Origin of the sequence: Glutamicibacter sp. MNS18, assembly GCF_026107515.2 — a bacterium.
Taxonomy (GTDB): domain Bacteria; phylum Actinomycetota; class Actinomycetes; order Actinomycetales; family Micrococcaceae; genus Glutamicibacter.
This window is the reverse complement of record NZ_JAPCHW010000001.1, coordinates 158,096-173,250: the sequence shown is the minus strand read 5'-3', so window position 1 is coordinate 173,250 and position 15,155 is coordinate 158,096. Positions and strand designations below refer to the sequence as shown.

14 protein-coding genes are annotated in these 15,155 nt (G+C 64.0%); 9 read left to right on the top strand and 5 right to left on the bottom strand.

What is annotated here, in order from left to right:
* Nucleotides 1-249 precede the first annotated feature (249 nt).
* The 4 genes from paaI (at nucleotide 250) to OK351_RS00795 (ending at nucleotide 3,524) form a co-directional block, all read left to right on the top strand.
* Complete coding sequence (paaI, locus tag OK351_RS00810) at nucleotides 250-690, top strand: hydroxyphenylacetyl-CoA thioesterase PaaI (RefSeq protein ID WP_265155430.1); 441 nt, start codon at nucleotides 250-252, stop codon at nucleotides 688-690.
* A gap of 38 nt (nucleotides 691-728) precedes the next feature.
* On the top strand, nucleotides 729-2,048 hold the full coding sequence (locus OK351_RS00805; RefSeq protein WP_265155429.1) for a phenylacetate--CoA ligase family protein: 1,320 nt from the start codon (nucleotides 729-731) through the stop codon (nucleotides 2,046-2,048).
* 107 nt (nucleotides 2,049-2,155) lie between these two features.
* On the top strand, nucleotides 2,156-2,755 hold the full coding sequence (locus tag OK351_RS00800; protein WP_265155428.1) for a TetR/AcrR family transcriptional regulator: 600 nt from the start codon (nucleotides 2,156-2,158) through the stop codon (nucleotides 2,753-2,755).
* Between the two features lie 85 nt (nucleotides 2,756-2,840).
* Nucleotides 2,841-3,524: a nicotinamide mononucleotide transporter gene (locus tag OK351_RS00795; protein ID WP_265155427.1), complete on the top strand. Its 684-nt coding sequence runs from the start codon at nucleotides 2,841-2,843 to the stop codon at nucleotides 3,522-3,524.
* A 155-nt stretch (nucleotides 3,525-3,679) separates the two neighbouring features.
* Here the strand turns inward: OK351_RS00795 and paaZ are convergent, their stop codons facing one another.
* Complete coding sequence (gene paaZ / locus OK351_RS00790; RefSeq protein WP_265155425.1) at nucleotides 3,680-5,803, bottom strand: phenylacetic acid degradation bifunctional protein PaaZ; 2,124 nt, start codon at nucleotides 5,801-5,803, stop codon at nucleotides 3,680-3,682.
* An 86-nt stretch (nucleotides 5,804-5,889) separates the two neighbouring features.
* Between paaZ and OK351_RS00785 the strand changes: the two genes are divergently transcribed.
* Nucleotides 5,890-6,318 (top strand): hotdog fold thioesterase, encoded by a 429-nt coding sequence (locus tag OK351_RS00785; protein WP_265155424.1) that lies wholly within the window; start codon nucleotides 5,890-5,892, stop codon nucleotides 6,316-6,318.
* Between the two features lie 13 nt (nucleotides 6,319-6,331).
* Here the strand turns inward: OK351_RS00785 and OK351_RS00780 are convergent, their stop codons facing one another.
* The gene (locus tag OK351_RS00780) at nucleotides 6,332-7,060 is read right to left on the bottom strand and encodes a tyrosine-protein phosphatase (RefSeq protein ID WP_265155423.1); all 729 of its coding nucleotides are present in this window, start codon (nucleotides 7,058-7,060) and stop codon (nucleotides 6,332-6,334) included.
* 139 nt (nucleotides 7,061-7,199) lie between these two features.
* On the opposite strand from OK351_RS00780, the gene OK351_RS00775 reads away from it, so the two are divergent.
* A complete protein-coding gene (locus OK351_RS00775) occupies nucleotides 7,200-8,084 on the top strand; it encodes an RIO1 family regulatory kinase/ATPase domain-containing protein (RefSeq protein ID WP_265155422.1) in 885 nt (294 codons plus the stop codon).
* Between the two features lie 57 nt (nucleotides 8,085-8,141).
* Here OK351_RS00775 and OK351_RS00770 read toward each other — a convergent pair whose 3' ends face one another.
* The 3 genes from OK351_RS00770 to OK351_RS00760 are packed head-to-tail and all read right to left on the bottom strand — an operon-like array spanning nucleotide 8,142 to nucleotide 11,020.
* Nucleotides 8,142-8,993: a 3-hydroxyacyl-CoA dehydrogenase family protein gene (locus OK351_RS00770; protein ID WP_265155421.1), complete on the bottom strand. Its 852-nt coding sequence runs from the start codon at nucleotides 8,991-8,993 to the stop codon at nucleotides 8,142-8,144.
* A gap of 5 nt (nucleotides 8,994-8,998) precedes the next feature.
* Nucleotides 8,999-9,793 (bottom strand): enoyl-CoA hydratase/isomerase family protein, encoded by a 795-nt coding sequence (locus OK351_RS00765; RefSeq protein WP_265155420.1) that lies wholly within the window; start codon nucleotides 9,791-9,793, stop codon nucleotides 8,999-9,001.
* A gap of 3 nt (nucleotides 9,794-9,796) precedes the next feature.
* A complete protein-coding gene (locus tag OK351_RS00760) occupies nucleotides 9,797-11,020 on the bottom strand; it encodes a thiolase family protein (protein ID WP_265155419.1) in 1,224 nt (407 codons plus the stop codon).
* 404 nt (nucleotides 11,021-11,424) lie between these two features.
* Between OK351_RS00760 and OK351_RS00755 the strand changes: the two genes are divergently transcribed.
* The 3 genes from OK351_RS00755 to OK351_RS00745 all read left to right on the top strand — a co-directional run bounded on the left by OK351_RS00755 (nucleotide 11,425) and on the right by OK351_RS00745 (nucleotide 15,114).
* Nucleotides 11,425-12,840 (top strand): MFS transporter, encoded by a 1,416-nt coding sequence (locus OK351_RS00755; RefSeq protein WP_265155418.1) that lies wholly within the window; start codon nucleotides 11,425-11,427, stop codon nucleotides 12,838-12,840.
* Nucleotides 12,841-12,997: 157 nt separating this feature from the next.
* Nucleotides 12,998-13,969 (top strand): 1,4-dihydroxy-2-naphthoyl-CoA synthase, encoded by a 972-nt coding sequence (locus OK351_RS00750; RefSeq protein WP_265155417.1) that lies wholly within the window; start codon nucleotides 12,998-13,000, stop codon nucleotides 13,967-13,969.
* Nucleotides 13,970-13,983: 14 nt separating this feature from the next.
* Nucleotides 13,984-15,114 carry an AMP-binding protein gene (locus OK351_RS00745; RefSeq protein ID WP_265155416.1) on the top strand — a complete coding sequence of 377 codons (1,131 nt, stop codon included), beginning with the start codon at nucleotides 13,984-13,986 and terminating at the stop codon, nucleotides 15,112-15,114.
* Nucleotides 15,115-15,155 lie beyond the last annotated feature (41 nt).

Genomic DNA, 15,155 nt, shown 5'->3' with positions numbered 1-15,155 from the left:
GCGGCGGCCGTTAACCGCTCGATGGCCCTGCCGACCGGCAGCCGGCGGATCATGGCCGGAGTCTTCCTACAGCGCTGGCCCGATGCTCACGGCCCCTGGCCTTTCCCGGAAATCCGTGGTTTTCCGTTCTTCCCGACCGGTTCCTCCCACATCGTTCACGGAGGAAACACTGGACAGCCCGGCTTGACTTGAGCCACAATTCATTATTACCTAATGATCGTTCGGTAAATAATTCACGCAGGGGTGTCCATGAGCGAAACTCAAGTCAACCAAAGCCTTTCCCACGCCATCTTGACCGACGACTACGCCACCCAGTGGATGGGGATCGAGCTGTTGGCCGTCGGCGAGGGGACCGCAACGATCAGCATGCAACTACGCCAGGAAATGCTCAACGGCTTCGGGATCGCCCATGGCGGGATGGTCTTCGCCCTGGCGGACACGGCCTTTGCCCTGAGCTGCAACCCGGCGGAAGGGTCCGACGAGACGATCACCGTCGCCTCCGGGGTCGATATCAATTTCCTGAAACCCGGGATTCCCGGACGCACACTCACCGCACACGGGCAACGCGTGGCCCAGCAGGGGCGTAGCGGCGTCTACGACATCAAGGTCACCCAGACCACCCCGCACGGCGAGGATGAGCTACTCGCCGTCTTCCGTGGCCGGTCACGCACCATCCCCAAACCCGCCTAGACTTCCTGTCCAGCATCACACGAGCGAAAGATTCGAGCATGTCCCAGAACACCGAAAGAGCAGAGCTGCCCAACCCGTTGGATCCGGAAGAGACCATGAGCCGCGACCAGATCGAGTCGATCCAGCTCACCCGGCTGCAGGAAATCATCGCCTACGCCTACGACCGCGTGCCGTATTACAAGGAGAAGTACGACGCCGCGGGGGTCCATCCCGGTGACCTGAAGGAGCTGGCCGACCTGGCCAAGTTCCCGTTCACGGAGAAGGAGGACCTGCGCAAGTCCTACCCCTTCGGAATGTTCGCCGTTCCGCAGCATGAGGTGGCCCGCATCCACGCCTCATCCGGTACCACCGGGCGGGCCACGGTCGTGGGATACACCCAGCAGGACCTGGATGACTGGGCCAAGCTCGGTGCACGCTGCCTGCGCCTGTCGGGGGTCAAACCCGGTTGGAAGGTGCACAACGCCTACGGCTACGGCCTGTTCACCGGCGGCCTGGGCGCCCACGGCGCCGCCGAACGCCTGGGTACCACGGTGATCCCGATGTCCGGCGGGCAAACCGAAAAGCAGATCACCCTGCTCAACGACTTCCAGCCGGATGCGATCCTGTGCACCCCCTCCTACCTGCTGACCATCGGCGATGCCATGCAGCGCATGGGACTGGATCCGCGGGCCACCTCCCTGAAGGTCGCGGTCCTCGGAGCGGAGCCGTGGACCGAGGAGATGCGCCATGAGCTGGAAGAGATGTTCGCGCTGGATGCCTGTGACATCTACGGATTGAGCGAGGTCATGGGCCCGGGTGTGGCCGGCGAATCCAACGAGCTGAAGGACGGCAGCCACATCTGGGAGGACCATTTCCGCCCGGAGATCCTCGATGCCTACGATTCATCCAAGGTCCTGTCCGACGGGGAACACGGGGAACTGGTTTTCACCTCGCTGACCAAGCAGGCCCTGCCGATCATCCGCTACCGCACCCACGACCTGACCCGCCTGCTTCCGGGCACCGCACGCCCGGGGCACCGTCGGATGGGGCGGATCACCGGACGCAGTGACGACATGATCATCCTGCGCGGGGTGAACCTGTTCCCCAGCCAGATCGAGGAACTGATCCTGAAGGTCCCGGCTCTTTCCCCGCACTTCCAGTTGGTACTGACCCGTCCGGGGCGCATGGACCAACTGGCGGTCAAGGTGGAGCGCCGGCCGGATGCCACGACCCACGAAGTCTCCACCGCCGGCAAGGAGCTCGCGGCACTGATCAAGATCCATGTCGGCTCCAGCTGCGCCGTCGAGGTCCTAGAACCGGAGACCCTGGAACGCTCCATGGGCAAGCTCAAGCGCATCTACGACATGCGCAACGAATAAGGGGTGGGTCAGCGGTGGAGTGTGCGGGCATGTGTCCTTGCTTTCACACTCCACTGTTTTAACCCATCCCATGGGATAATCGAGACACCATGCCTGCAATCGAAACAATGAACACCGCCGCAAAACGTGGCCGTCCCGGTTACGACCAGGATTCGGTCCTGACCATTGCGGTTGAACTCTTTAACCAGCATGGCTATGAAGCCACCAGCATGGGCAAGCTTGCCGATCGACTGGGTATCAGCAAATCCGCGATCTACCACCACGTGCCTTCGAAGGAAGACCTCCTGCGACTGGCATTGGATGAGGCGTTGATCCCCTTGGAAGCGGTGGTCCAGGATGAGCACACACACCAGCGCAGCGCCGACGAACGGTTGGAACTGTTCCTGCGCGAGACCTTCCGGATCCTGATCGCCAAGCGCCCCTGTGTCACCTTGTTATTGCGCCTTCGCGGCAACACCGAGCTGGAGCGTACCGCGCTGGCCCGCCGCCGCGAACTGGATCGCAAGCTTGCCGAGCTGGTCACCCTGGCCCAATCGGAAGGATCGCTGCGCGTGGATCTGGAACCCCGGGCCACGGCCCGGCTGTTGTTCGGCATGATCAACTCCGTGGTCGACTGGTACCGTGAAGATGGTCCGCTGAATGCCTCGGCGCTGGAGCAGGATGCCATCTCCATGGTTTTCGAGGGCCTGCACGCCCACAAGAAGTAGCTTCACAGGTTCTGGTTGTAGCATCGTGGGGGCAGGTGGGTGACCTCTGCCCAGTCAGCAACACCCGTTCAAGCTAAGTAGTGTCGTGGAAGAAATATTCTTTAACCTTTTCTCGCAGCTGCCGGGCACCGAGTCCGGCACCCAGGTCGCCTTGTTCTCGCTCAGCGCCTTGCTCTCGGTGGTCGCAGCCCTGCTGCTGGCACACCGCAATGACCTGGGCTGGTGGGCGCAAATGCTCGCGGTCTTCGCCGGCCCCTTGGTCATCGCCCTGCAGTATGACCTGACGCTGCTCAGCTATGCGTTGCCCTACTTCGCGCTGGCTGCCTTCGGCCTATGGCGCTTCTCTCGCTTTGAATTCCAGGGCAAATTCACCCGCAAGGTCACCTTGGGACGTTTCGGACTGATGCCGATCATCCTGACCGTGCTTGGTGTGCTCGGGTTGACCGCCCTGCATCTGGGTGAGATGTTGACGACCGGTTTCGCGTTCACGGCAGGGACCTCGGTTATCTGGCTGTCCTTCGTATCAGAGGCCCTGGTCGTCACCTCCTTCGCCCTGATTGCCTGTGGCCTGCGCCCGGGGTGGCTATTGATGGCCCTGGCCTCGCTGGTTTACGTGGTCACCATCTTCAACAGCAATCCTGCCCTGGCGTTGCTGGGCACTTGGGTCTTCATGGTGTTGGCCTCGGTCTACGGCTGGTTCGCCTGGCGTGGCCTGCCCACCCGTGGTGAGTCTGCCGCCGATGCCGCAACCACCCTGGAAACGAATTAGGAGCCCTGGCTTCCGTCCCCTGCAGGGACAAGTGATCCCCGCCCGGAAACGACCCGGACGGGGATTTTTGCCTTGGTAGCTGTAGCCAGCGGGCCCATGGCCAAGGCCCCGTCCCGGAGTCCCGGGACGGGGCCTTGGCCGGTGGCATCAGCTGCCTACCGGTCCCAGTTGGCGTAGGTGGAGTCGGTTTTCTCCACCAGGGTCAGAACATCGTAGGTGGCCACGATCTCGTCATCCTGGTTGTGCAGTACCGCATCCCAGGCAACCTCACCGTATTCGTCGGTGACGCGCGGGGTGATCTTCTTGGCGGTCAGGGTGACCCGGATCGAGTCCCCCGCACCCACCGGGGTGATGAAACGCAGGCTTTCCAGGCCGTAGTTCGCCAGCACCGGTCCCGGCGCCGGTTCCACGAACAACCCGGCAGCCCAGGAGACCAGCAGGTATCCGTGGGCGACAATGCCCGGGAAGAAGGGGTTCGCCTCGGCGGCGGCCTGGTCGGTATGCGCGTAGAAGGTGTCTCCGGTTTCCTGGGCGAATGCGGTGATCTCCTCCAGGCTCACCTTGCGCAGGTCAGAAGCGAAGGCGTCGCCGATCCGCAGCTCGGCCAGCGATTTGCGGAAGGGATGGACGTTACCCGGCTGGGCACCGTACTTCTCGCTACCGGCGATCCGCTGAGCGGAGCCGGTGTGCCAGATACCGGTCAGCGCGCTGAGCATATTCGGGGAGCCCTGCACCGCTGTGCGCTGCATATGGTGCTTGACCGAACGGATACCGCCCAGTTCCTCGCCACCACCGGCACGTCCCGGCCCGCCATGGACCAGGTGCGGAACCGGGGAGCCATGCCCGGTGGTCGAACGCGCCGTTTCCCGGTTCAGGATGTGCACCCGACCATGGTGTGCCGCAATACCGACCGTCAGCCGGGTCATGGCATCGGGATCATTGGTGCACACGGTGGCCACCAGCGAACCGGCGCCCTTGGCTGCCAGCTCCACTGCGTGCTCCAGGTCCCGGTAGCCCACTACCGAGGAGACCGGGCCGAAAGCCTCACGTGAATGGAGGGCGGAGTTCCCCGCATCCTGCCAGCGCAGGACCAGCGGAGACATGAAGGCTCCGTTCTCGACCACCGCGGTTTCCTGCTCGGAGATGCGCACCCGCGGGGCATCCAGCGTCCCGTAGGCCAGCTCGCCACCGGCATCGACCAGGTCCTGCACCGCCTGTCGCACATCACGCAGCTGATCCAGCGAAGCCAGTGCACCCATGGTGACACCGTCCACACGTGGATCGCCGATCACGGTTCGCGCATCGATCCTCTCGCCCACCGCCTTGATGACCGCATCCACGAGCGCCTCGGGCACGATACTACGGCGGATCGCGGTGCACTTCTGCCCGGCCTTGCTGGTCATCTCGCTGACGACCGCCTTGACGAAGGCCTCGAACTCCGGCGTTCCTTCCGTGGCATCAGGACCCAGGATAGCCGCGTTCAGCGAGTCGGTTTCGGCGGTGAACTTCACTCCGCCGTCCAAGACGTTCTTGTGGGCTTTCAAGCGGTTGGCGGTAGCCGCCGAACCGGTGAAGGCGACCATATCCCGGTAATCCATGTGGTCCAGGACGTCACGGGCGGATCCCGAGAGCAGTTGCAGTGAACCCTCGGGCAGCAGCCCGGATTCAAGCATCATGCGCACCACGGCCTCGGAGAGGTAACCGGTAGGTGTGGCGGGCTTGACGATCGTGGGCACGCCGGCCACGAAGGCCGGGGCGAACTTCTCCAGCATGCCCCACACCGGGAAGTTGAAGGCGTTGATCTGCACCGTCACACCGGCCATGGCGGTGTAGATATGGGTTCCGATAAAGGACCCGTCCTTGCTCAACGGCTCGGTTGGACCGTCCAGGATCACGTTCGAGTTGGGAAGCTCGCGCCGCCCCTTGGAGGAGAAGGTGAACAGCACCCCGATCCCGCCGTCGATATCGACCATCGAGTCGATCTTGGTGGCACCGGTGCGGAACGAGATCTCGTAGAGCTCCTTGCGGCGATCATTGAGGTACATCGCCAGTTCCTTGAGCTTCAGGGCTCGCTCGTGAAGCGAGAGCTTGGCCAGCTCGCGGTGTCCGACGGTGCGCCCATACTCCAGGGCTGCAGCCACATCAAGGCGCTCGGCACTCACCGTGGCAACCAGCTCACCGGTATTGGCGTCAAGGACGCTGGTTCCCCCTTCCCCTTCTGGGCTGAGCCACTGGCCGGCAATGAAACTGGGAACCACTGTGGTTTGGGCAGTCGACATCGACACAATTCCTTCCTGAACGATCGGTCAGTATTAGAATCTACAGTAACAGCATTGAGTGATCGGCAACACCTCAGGAGGACACTATGTCGCGCACCGAGAAACAGGAAACCACGTTGGAACCCTGGACGATCGAATTGGGCGAGCTGGACCGCAAGATGGGGGTGCGCATCATCGAGGAATCGGTGGACAAGGTGGTGGCCCGCATGCCGGTAGCCGGCAATACGCAGTCCTTCGGCCTGCTGCATGGCGGGGCTTCGTTGGCCGTCGGAGAAGCCGTGGGCTCCTGGGCGGCCGTGAAGTACGCCTCGACGTTCGGCAAGGTGGTTGTCGGGGTTGATGTCAGTGCCACCCACCACCGCTCGGCCACCTCCGGGGAAGTCACCATCACCGCAACCCCGATCAAACTGGGACGCCGGATCACCAGCCATGACGTGGTGCTGACCGACGACCAGGACCGGCGCCTGTGCACCTTGCGGATCACCAACCTGGTGATCGACAAGCCGGCGCACTAGATCCTGGTGGCGCTCAGCGCCCGACCGCCAGCACGGTGCCGCGCAATGCGTGCAGCTCGTCGGCCGATACGCCGATCCCTTGCAGGAAACCCCGAGCTCCGCCAAGCCATCCCATGAATTCTTCCAGCGCCCGGGCACGATCGGCAATCACCGGCTCCAGCTCCCCGGGCGTCTGGTAGCTTTCGTGGGGGTGGCGGTATCCACTGACCCGATGCCATTCATTGATCCCCCGGGTGGCGGCCTCATCCTGGGGCAGAATCTGCTCGCTGTACCCCGACAGGTCCAGCAACAGGCTCGCCACCAGCCCCGACCGGTCCCGTCCGGCGGAGCAATGCACCACCACGCCGCCGGTGCTTGCGGATAGCTCGGCAAACACCTCCCGCATCAGGTCGGGGAATTCCTCACAGACCAACCGGTACATCGCGGGGTGGTTCATATAAGGTACCGCGACCTTCTCGAACCGCCGGTTTCCCGCACGCTCCAACGGCAGATTCAGCACCTCGATTCCCGCGGTCGCACCCTCGGGAAGCCTGGGGTCCGCCGGGCGGGAGCGGTTCTCCCCGGGATTGCGCAGGTCCAGCACCCGCCTCACACCGGCCCGGCGCATCTGTTCCCACCCCTGCGCGGTCACCCATTCCCGGCGCCCCATGCGGTAGGTCGCACCGATAATACGCCGCGCGTTGACCGCGCCATCCCAGCCCACATCCTCTGCCGCGGCCCGGTATTGTGCAGAATCCACCATGAATCCATTGCATCACATGTTCGTCGTGCTGTAGAGTCTTACCGATTGAGTTTTATCAACCAGTCCTGGCCGAAGGAGGGATCCCGATGATTGTCCATATCGCAATGCACCGACCATCCCAACTTTCCGAGGACCTGCTTTGTCTTTTTCCATCCATGAAAACCAGTTAGCCGGCACACCGGACACCTTCCAGCGCAGCCGGCGCCCGAACCGGCGCTGGGATCAAACCTCCCTGGACCAGTTAGCCGAGAACCAACGTCATTCCACCTGGCCGACTATTGAAAAGGGGCTCCGCGGGCCCGAACCCTATCCTTCCTGGCTCATCGAGGATGCGGCCGCGGTCGATACAACCGAGGGCACCATCAAGACCGGCAAGGAGGGTGATGTTTTCCTCCTGGAGCGGGCCACCGCGACCCGCTCGGTGCTGTTGGCGGCCAAACGATACCGGAGCCCGGAGAACCGGCAGTTCACCCGTTCGGAGTCCTACAGCGAGGGCCGCAGCGTACGCCGCTCACGCGATGATCGCGCCATCAAGAATTCGAGCACCTACGGCCGGAAGATCGCGGCCCTGCAATGGGCCAGTGCCGAGTTCGGTTACCTGGTGCGTTGCCACCAGGCGGGGATTGCGGTCCCCTACCCGGTGCAGATCGACGGCACGGAAATCCTGATGGAATTCATCAGCGATCCGCAGAGCCCGCGCATCGCGGCTCCCCGGTTGCATCAGCTTTCGCGTGGTGACCAGCGGCTGCCAGATCTGTGGGAGCAAGCTGTGGGGATCCTGGAGGGGTTCGCTGCCGCAGGACTCGCCCATGGGGACCTATCGGCCTACAACCTGTTGGTGGCCGGCGAGCGCCTGGTAGTGATCGACATCCCGCAATGCGTGGATTTGGCCGGGAACGTGAACGGCCTGGATTTCCTGCTCCGTGATTGCCGCAACCTATGCCAATGGTTTGCTTCCAAGGGTCTGGAGCGCGACCCGGAAGCCCTGTTCACCTCGTTATTGGCCGAACTGTTCAGCGCATGAAAATGCCGGCGGCACCACCCGCGCTGGGTGGTGCCGCCGGCATCGTCGTGTGTTGCCCTACCAGGTGTAGAATCCCTGCCCGGTCTTGCGACCCAGCTTGCCCTGGGCCACCAGGTCCTTCAGGATCTGCGGCGGGGCGAACCGCTCGCCCAGTTCCTCATGCAGGTACTCGGCGATCCCCAGGCGCACATCCAACCCCACGATATCGGTGGTCTTCAACGGACCGGTGGGATGCTTGTACCCCAACACCATGGCATTGTCGATATCCTCGGCGCTGGCCACGCCTTCCTCGACCATCCGCATGGCCTCCAACGCGATCGCCACTCCCAACCGGGAGGAGGCGAACCCCGGGGCATCGTTGACCACCACAGCCGTCTTGCCCAGATGCCTCACCCAGGCGCGGGCAGCGTCCACCAGCACCGTATCGGTCTGCTGGCCGATCACCACCTCGATCAGCGTGGAGGCTGGCACCGGGTTGAAGAAGTGCAGTCCCAGGAACCGTTCGGGCCGCACCAGTTCCCCGGCCAGCCCGGAGACCGACAGGCTGGAGGTATTCGAGGCCAGCACCGCCTGGGCGCCGAGCACCTTTTCCACCGCCTGCAACGAGGAGACCTTCAGGTCCCAGATTTCCGGGACCGCCTCGATGACCAGTTGGCAGGCGGCAAAGTGCTGGTAGTCGGTCCCCACGCTGAAGCGCTCCAGCAACTGCTCGCGGGTCTCGGTGATTCCACCGCGGGCCAGGGACTTGTCCACCGAGGCCACCACCCGTTCGCGGGCTGCGGCCGCCGATGAATCATCACGTTCGATCACCCGGACGGTGGCACCGCTGATCAAGAACGCGTGCGCGATCCCGGCGCCCATGCGCCCACCACCGAGCACACCGACATTCTCTGGAAAAGACTGGGTCATGGTCGTTACTTCTTCTTTCGGTCCAAGAACGCTTGCATACGGTCAAATTTGGCCGGGGACTCAAAAAGCATCCCCTGGGCGAGGGTGTCGATCACCGGATGCGCCTCGCGCGGGGTGTGGAACACGCTCTTGGTGATCCGCACCGCCAACGGGTCCTGCGCCGCGATCCGGTCGGCCAGCGCCTCGGCCGCGGCATCCAGTTCGGCCGGGGCATGCAGTTCGCTGACCAGCCCCACGGCCAGGCATTCGGCCCCGGTGAGCACCTTGCCGGCCAACAGGATCTGCTTGGCCATCGGCTCGCCCACCAGTTCCTTCAGCCGCCAGGTCGCCCCGGCCGCGGCCATGATGCCCAGGCCGGTCTCCGGGTTGCCCATCCGCAACGCCTCGGTGCCGATCCGGAAATCGGCGGCATATGCCAGCTCGGCGCCGCCACCCAGGGCGAACCCGTCCAACGCGGCGATCACCGGCATCGGCAGTTTGGCGATGCGGTCGAAAATCCCGGAGTTGATCCCGGCCAGCGCGTCATCACGCCGGCGTTCGCGCAATTGGGCGATATCGGCGCCGGAGGCGAAAACCCCCTTGGCGCCCTTGGGATTCTGTTCATCCGGCTCCCGCCCAGGGGTGCCGGAGAGGATCAGGATCTTGGGGAATCGCTCCAGATGGGCGCATACGGCGTGCAACTCATCAACCATCGTCTGGTCGATCGCATTGCGCACCTCCGGCCGGTGCAAGCGCACCCGTACCCGGTCCTGCTCCTCGACGACCTGCAAGGTGGTGAAATTCGTGGAATCCAGGTTCACCGCTTAGACCCCTTCCACAAGCAAGGCGGTGCCTTGGCCTACACCCACACACATGGTCGCGACACCCAGCTTGCGTTCCTGGCCACCGAGTTCGCGTTCCATGCGCCCCAGCAGGGAAATCACGATCCGTGAACCGCTGGAACCCAGCGGGTGACCCAGTGCGATCGCACCACCATCATTGTTCACGATGCCCGGATCCACTCCGAGTTCGCGGACGGTGGCCAGTGACTGCGAGGCGAAGGCCTCGTTGATTTCCATGGCGCCGATCTGACCGATGTCCAGTGCTGCGCGCTCCAGCACCTTGCGGGTTGCCGGTACCGGACCCATACCCATGATCTCCGGGGCCAGGCCTGCGGCCTGGCCCTCGATAATGCGGGCCCGCGGGGTCAATCCGAAGCGCTCGATGGCGCGTTCGGAGACCACCAGGATCGCCGAGGCCCCGTCGTTCAAGGACGAGGCGTTGCCTGCGGTGACCACGCTGCCGCCGCGGACCACCGGCCGCAGTCCGGCGAGTACCTCGGGGGTGGTTTCCGGACGTGGCCCTTCATCGGTATCCACCACGGTCTCGGCCTTGCGTCCCTTGACGGTCACCGGGACGATTTCGTCCTTGAAGCGACCGGCCGCAATGGCGGCGATGGCCTTCTGGTGCGACTGGTAGGCGAAGGCGTCGCAGTCCTCGCGGGACACGTTGTAGACCCGGGCGACCTCCTCGGCGGTTTCGGGCATGGAGAAGGTGGCCTTGCCCTCGCGCGAAAGCTCCCCGGAGAGGAACTGCGGATTGGTAAAACGCCAGCCGATCGAGGTGTCGAATACCGCCCCGGGCTTCGCGAACGCCTTCGCTGGCTTTTCCATGACCCACGGGGCCCGTGACATGGATTCCACCCCGCCGGCCACCACGATATCGGCCGCGCCGGCCTTGACCATGTGGCTGGCCATGGTGATCGCGCTCATCCCCGAGGCGCACAACCGGTTCACGGTGATCCCTGGTACCGAATCCGGGAATCCGGCCAGCAACCAGCCCATCCGTGCCACGTTCCGGTTCTCCTCGCCGGCACCGTTGGCGTTGCCGAAGATCACCTCGTCCACCAGGGATGGATCGATCCCGGCGGCCTCGATGACGCTGCGGATGGTCAACGCGGCCAGATCGTCGGGACGGACCGAGCTCAGGGCACCGCCGTACCGGCCCACCGGGGTGCGGGCGCCTCCCACCAAGAATGCTTCGCTCATGAATACTCCTTTGTCTGCTGGCCAGATTCCATCCGCGCTAGGCAGCGGCGGGATCACTCAGGTCGACCGGTGAAGTCCTGGGGCGCCCACTGCGGACGCGCCCGATATACTTACCGACCATTCGTTCACTTACAGAATCCCATTCTGCCTGCCGCGGGTCAAGAACACGACTATGAGCCATTCCACAAATACCTGCCTTCATCATAGGTCAGCCGGAGTTTTATCCGATTTCGGACGCAAAGATTTCCATGTCAACGCTTGATCGCCGAGAATCATCGGAGTAGGCTCAACTGCTTGACCGACTCCGGGCACAGTCCCGGATCGTGGACCGTTACCAAGTACGGACGAAACCGGCCGTATTTGGGCATCCGGTCGACGGAAAGCTGAGAGACGACGGAGCAGTAATGCCACCGGTAAACAGCCAACCTAACAATCAGATATCCGAATCCACCTTCACCCCCGATCTGTCACAGGAGATCGGCCCCGACGAGTCAACCTCGGCAGGGCGCAGTGAGATCCGCAAGGCCACCGCCGCCTCCGCCATTGGCAACCTCACCGAATGGTTCGATTACGGCGTCTATGCCGTAGCCGTCACCTACATCACCGCCCATTTCTTCCCGTCCGAAGGCGGCAGGCTGCTGGCCTTGGCCACCTTCGCCATTTCCTTCCTGGTTCGCCCCCTCGGTGGTGCGGTCTGGGGTCCCCTGGGTGACAAGCTCGGACGCAAACGGGTCCTGGCTCTGACCATCCTGATCATGTCCGGGGCCACCTTCCTGATCGGCACCCTACCCACCTTCGAACAGATCGGCGTGCTGGCCCCGGTGCTGTTGATCGTGCTGCGCATGGTGCAGGGTTTCTCCACCGGTGGAGAGTACGGTGGCGCCGCAACCTTCATGGCCGAATACGCTCCCGACCGCAAACGCGGTTTCTTCGGTTCATTCCTCGAATTCGGCACCCTGGGCGGTTTCGCGCTGGGTACCGCGGTCATGCTGGGGCTGCAGCTGCTGTTGCCGGAACAGGCCATGATGGACTGGGGTTGGCGTATTCCGTTTTTCCTGGCCCTGCCCATGGGCCTCATCGGCCTGTACCTGCGCAACAAGATCGAGGACACCCCGGTCTTCCAGGAACTGGAGGCCGCCGGCGAGGTCGAACAGGCCAGCCCGCTCAAGGACCTGTTCAAGGACTACTGGCGCCCGATGCTGGTGATGACCGGCCTGGTCATTGCCCTGAACGTGGTCAACTACACGCTGCTCAGCTACATGCCGACCTACCTGGAAACCCAGCTGGGACTGGATCCCAATGCCTCGCTGGCCACCATCCTGATCGGCGAGGTCGCCATGATGGTGCTGATCCCCTTCGCGGGGTCGCTCTCGGACAGGATCGGACGCAAGCCGCTCTGGTACTTCTCGGTGATCGGGCTGTTCATCTTCGCCCTGCCAATGTTCTGGCTGATGGGCCGGAGCTTCGTGTGGGCGATCGTGGCCTTCGCCGTGCTCGGCCTGCTCTACATCCCGCAGCTGGCCACGATCACCGCCACCTTCCCCGCCATGTTCCCCTCCCAGGTCCGTTTCGCCGGATTCGCCGTCACCTACAACGTGGCGACCGCAGTATTCGGTGGTACGGCCGCCATGGCCAACGAGGCGCTGATCAACTCCACCGGTTTCCTGCTGGTCCCGGCCATCTACATGATGGTCGCCTGCGTCATCGGAGTGGTGGCCATCCGCTTCATGCCCGAGACGGCCGGCGCGTCCCTGCGCGGGACCGGGATCCCCGACGCCCACGACACCGGAATCCTGGCCCAGGTACCAGCCAAGGTGTGACCGGCAACACCACCTGCACCACACGGCGCCGGTGCACCATGAAGCTCAAGGCGGTTTCGTGGTGCACCGGCGCCGTGGCTGTAGCTGGGAGGCCGGAAACGGTACCGTGTCGCCCGTTACGCGGGGCAACATGCCCAGCACCGCAGAACGTACTAGCATGCATAGGGTGAGTAGCCAGAATATTTCCACCCTGCCCGAGAAGGTCTCCGACATCTTCGACCCCACCCAATGGCGGGTTGTCGAGGGCTTCGATTTCACCGACATCACCTACCACCGCCAAGTGGCCCGTGATCCGCAGGCCGGGACCGAAAACGATCTGCCGACCGTGCGGATCGCCTTCCACCGCCCCGAAGTGCGCAATGCATTCCGGCCGCATACCGTTGACGAGCTTTACCGGGCCATGGACCATGCCCGGATGACCAGCGATGTGGCCACGGTCCTGCTCACCGGCAACGGCCCCTCCCCCAAGGACGGTGGCCACTCCTTCTGCTCCGGTGGCGACCAGCGCATCCGTGGCAGGGACGGGTACCGGTATGCCGAGGGTGAGACCCGCGAGTCCATCGACCCGGCCCGGGCCGGACGGTTGCACATCCTTGAGGTGCAACGCCTGATCCGCACCATGCCCAAGGTGGTCATCAGCGTGGTCAATGGGTGGGCCGCCGGCGGCGGACACTCCCTGCATGTGGTCTCGGACTTGACTATCGCTTCGAAGCAGCACGGCAGGTTCAAGCAGACCGACGCCACCGTGGGGTCCTTCGACGCCGGCTACGGCTCGGCGCTGCTCGCCCGCCAGGTCGGCCAGAAGACCGCCCGCGAAATCTTCTTCCTCGCCCGTGAATACTCCGCCGAGGACATGGTGCGAAAGGGTGCAGTCAATGAGGCGGTGGAGCACGAACGACTCGAAGAGGTGGCACTGGAGTATGCCGCTGATATCGCACGCCAGTCCCCGCAGGCGATCCGGATGCTGAAGTTCGCCTTCAACCTGGCCGACGACGGCCTGGCAGGGCAACAGGTCTTCGCCGGCGAGGCAACCCGCATGGCCTACATGACCGACGAGGCCGTCGAGGGCCGCGACGCGTTCCTGGGCAAGCGCGATCCGAACTGGTCCGACTACCCCTACTACTTCTAAGAGCCCGGCAGCCGATGAGACCCAATTCCCTGCACGCCCGGCTGCATACCGCGCTGGCCGAGGCGATCAACGAGGGTGGCCCGGCGATCGAGGTCATCGTTGACCCCGGCAACCCGTACGGTGCGCGCATCGAGTACCTTAGCAACGAGCAACTGCCCGGATTCACCGATCCGCTGGTGGTGGTGCGCACCTCCGGTTCCACCGGGCGTGCCAAGCGCACGGTGTTGTCCACCGCCGCGATGGCTGCCAGCGCCGAAGCCACCGCCGAGTTCCTGGGCCTGCAGGGGCAGTGGCTACTGGCCCTGCCGGTGCACTATATCGCCGGGCTCAGTGTGCTGACCCGTTCGCTGTTCGCCGGCACCCAACCGGTGGTGATGGACCTGGCCGACGGTTTCAGCGCGCAGAAGTTCGTGGAGGCCGCCGAGGAACTGACCGATACCAACAAGCTCACCTCACTGGTACCCACCCAGCTGGCCCGGTTGCTGGATTCCCCTGAACCGCGCACCATTGCCGCGCTGAAGAGTTTTGACGCCATCCTGCTCGGTGGGGCCAGGGCCAGTCGCGACCTGTTGACCGCGGCCCGTCATCTGGGGCTGAAGATCTTCCAGACCTACGGTTCCAGTGAGACCGCCGGCGGCCTGGTCTACAACGGCACCCCGCTACCCGGTGTGCGGCTGCGGGAAGAGGACGGCAGGATCCTGGTCGCCGGCCCGATGCTGGCCGACGGATATGCGCAGGACCCGCAGGCGACCGCGGAGCACTTCGTGCACCGTGAAGGGCTGCGCTGGTACCTGACCGATGATGTGGGCTCCGTGGACAACGGCAAGCTGCGCATCGAGGGACGGGTGGATGACGTCATCAACACCGGTGGAATCAAGCTCTCGGCAGGACAGGTCGAGGGGTTGCTGGATGAGTTCTTCACCCACTGCCTGGTGGTTCCGGTACCGGACGCCCAGTGGGGGCAGGCCGTGGGGTTGGCCTACAGCGGACCCACCGACACCCAGGACGCCTTCGAGGCGGTGCGCCGGACCATCGGCGCCGCAGCGGTACCCAAACGGGTCCTGCACTATCCGCAGGGGTTGCCGTTGTTGCCCAATGGCAAGGTCAACCGCCGTCTGGTCATCGAACAGCTCAGTGGGATCTGACCCTACCGATTAGCCCCCTCGGCCTTTTCAGGCGAAAATGG

Bases quoted from the DNA above. Each gene is read 5' to 3' on its own strand.
- OK351_RS00780 (WP_265155423.1), bottom strand. From the start codon at position 7,060: ATGGTGGATTCTGCACAATACCGGGCCGCGGCAGAGGATGTGGGCTGG.
- OK351_RS00805 (WP_265155429.1), top strand. From the start codon at position 729: ATGTCCCAGAACACCGAAAGAGCAGAGCTGCCCAACCCGTTGGATCCG.
- paaI (WP_265155430.1), top strand. From the start codon at position 250: ATGAGCGAAACTCAAGTCAACCAAAGCCTTTCCCACGCCATCTTGACC.
- OK351_RS00785 (WP_265155424.1), top strand. From the start codon at position 5,890: ATGTCGCGCACCGAGAAACAGGAAACCACGTTGGAACCCTGGACGATC.
- OK351_RS00750 (WP_265155417.1), top strand. From the start codon at position 12,998: ATGCATAGGGTGAGTAGCCAGAATATTTCCACCCTGCCCGAGAAGGTC.
- OK351_RS00800 (WP_265155428.1), top strand. From the start codon at position 2,156: ATGAACACCGCCGCAAAACGTGGCCGTCCCGGTTACGACCAGGATTCG.
- paaZ (WP_265155425.1), bottom strand. From the start codon at position 5,803: ATGTCGACTGCCCAAACCACAGTGGTTCCCAGTTTCATTGCCGGCCAG.
- OK351_RS00760 (WP_265155419.1), bottom strand. From the start codon at position 11,020: ATGAGCGAAGCATTCTTGGTGGGAGGCGCCCGCACCCCGGTGGGCCGG.
- OK351_RS00770 (WP_265155421.1), bottom strand. From the start codon at position 8,993: ATGACCCAGTCTTTTCCAGAGAATGTCGGTGTGCTCGGTGGTGGGCGC.
- OK351_RS00745 (WP_265155416.1), top strand. From the start codon at position 13,984: ATGAGACCCAATTCCCTGCACGCCCGGCTGCATACCGCGCTGGCCGAG.
- OK351_RS00755 (WP_265155418.1), top strand. From the start codon at position 11,425: ATGCCACCGGTAAACAGCCAACCTAACAATCAGATATCCGAATCCACC.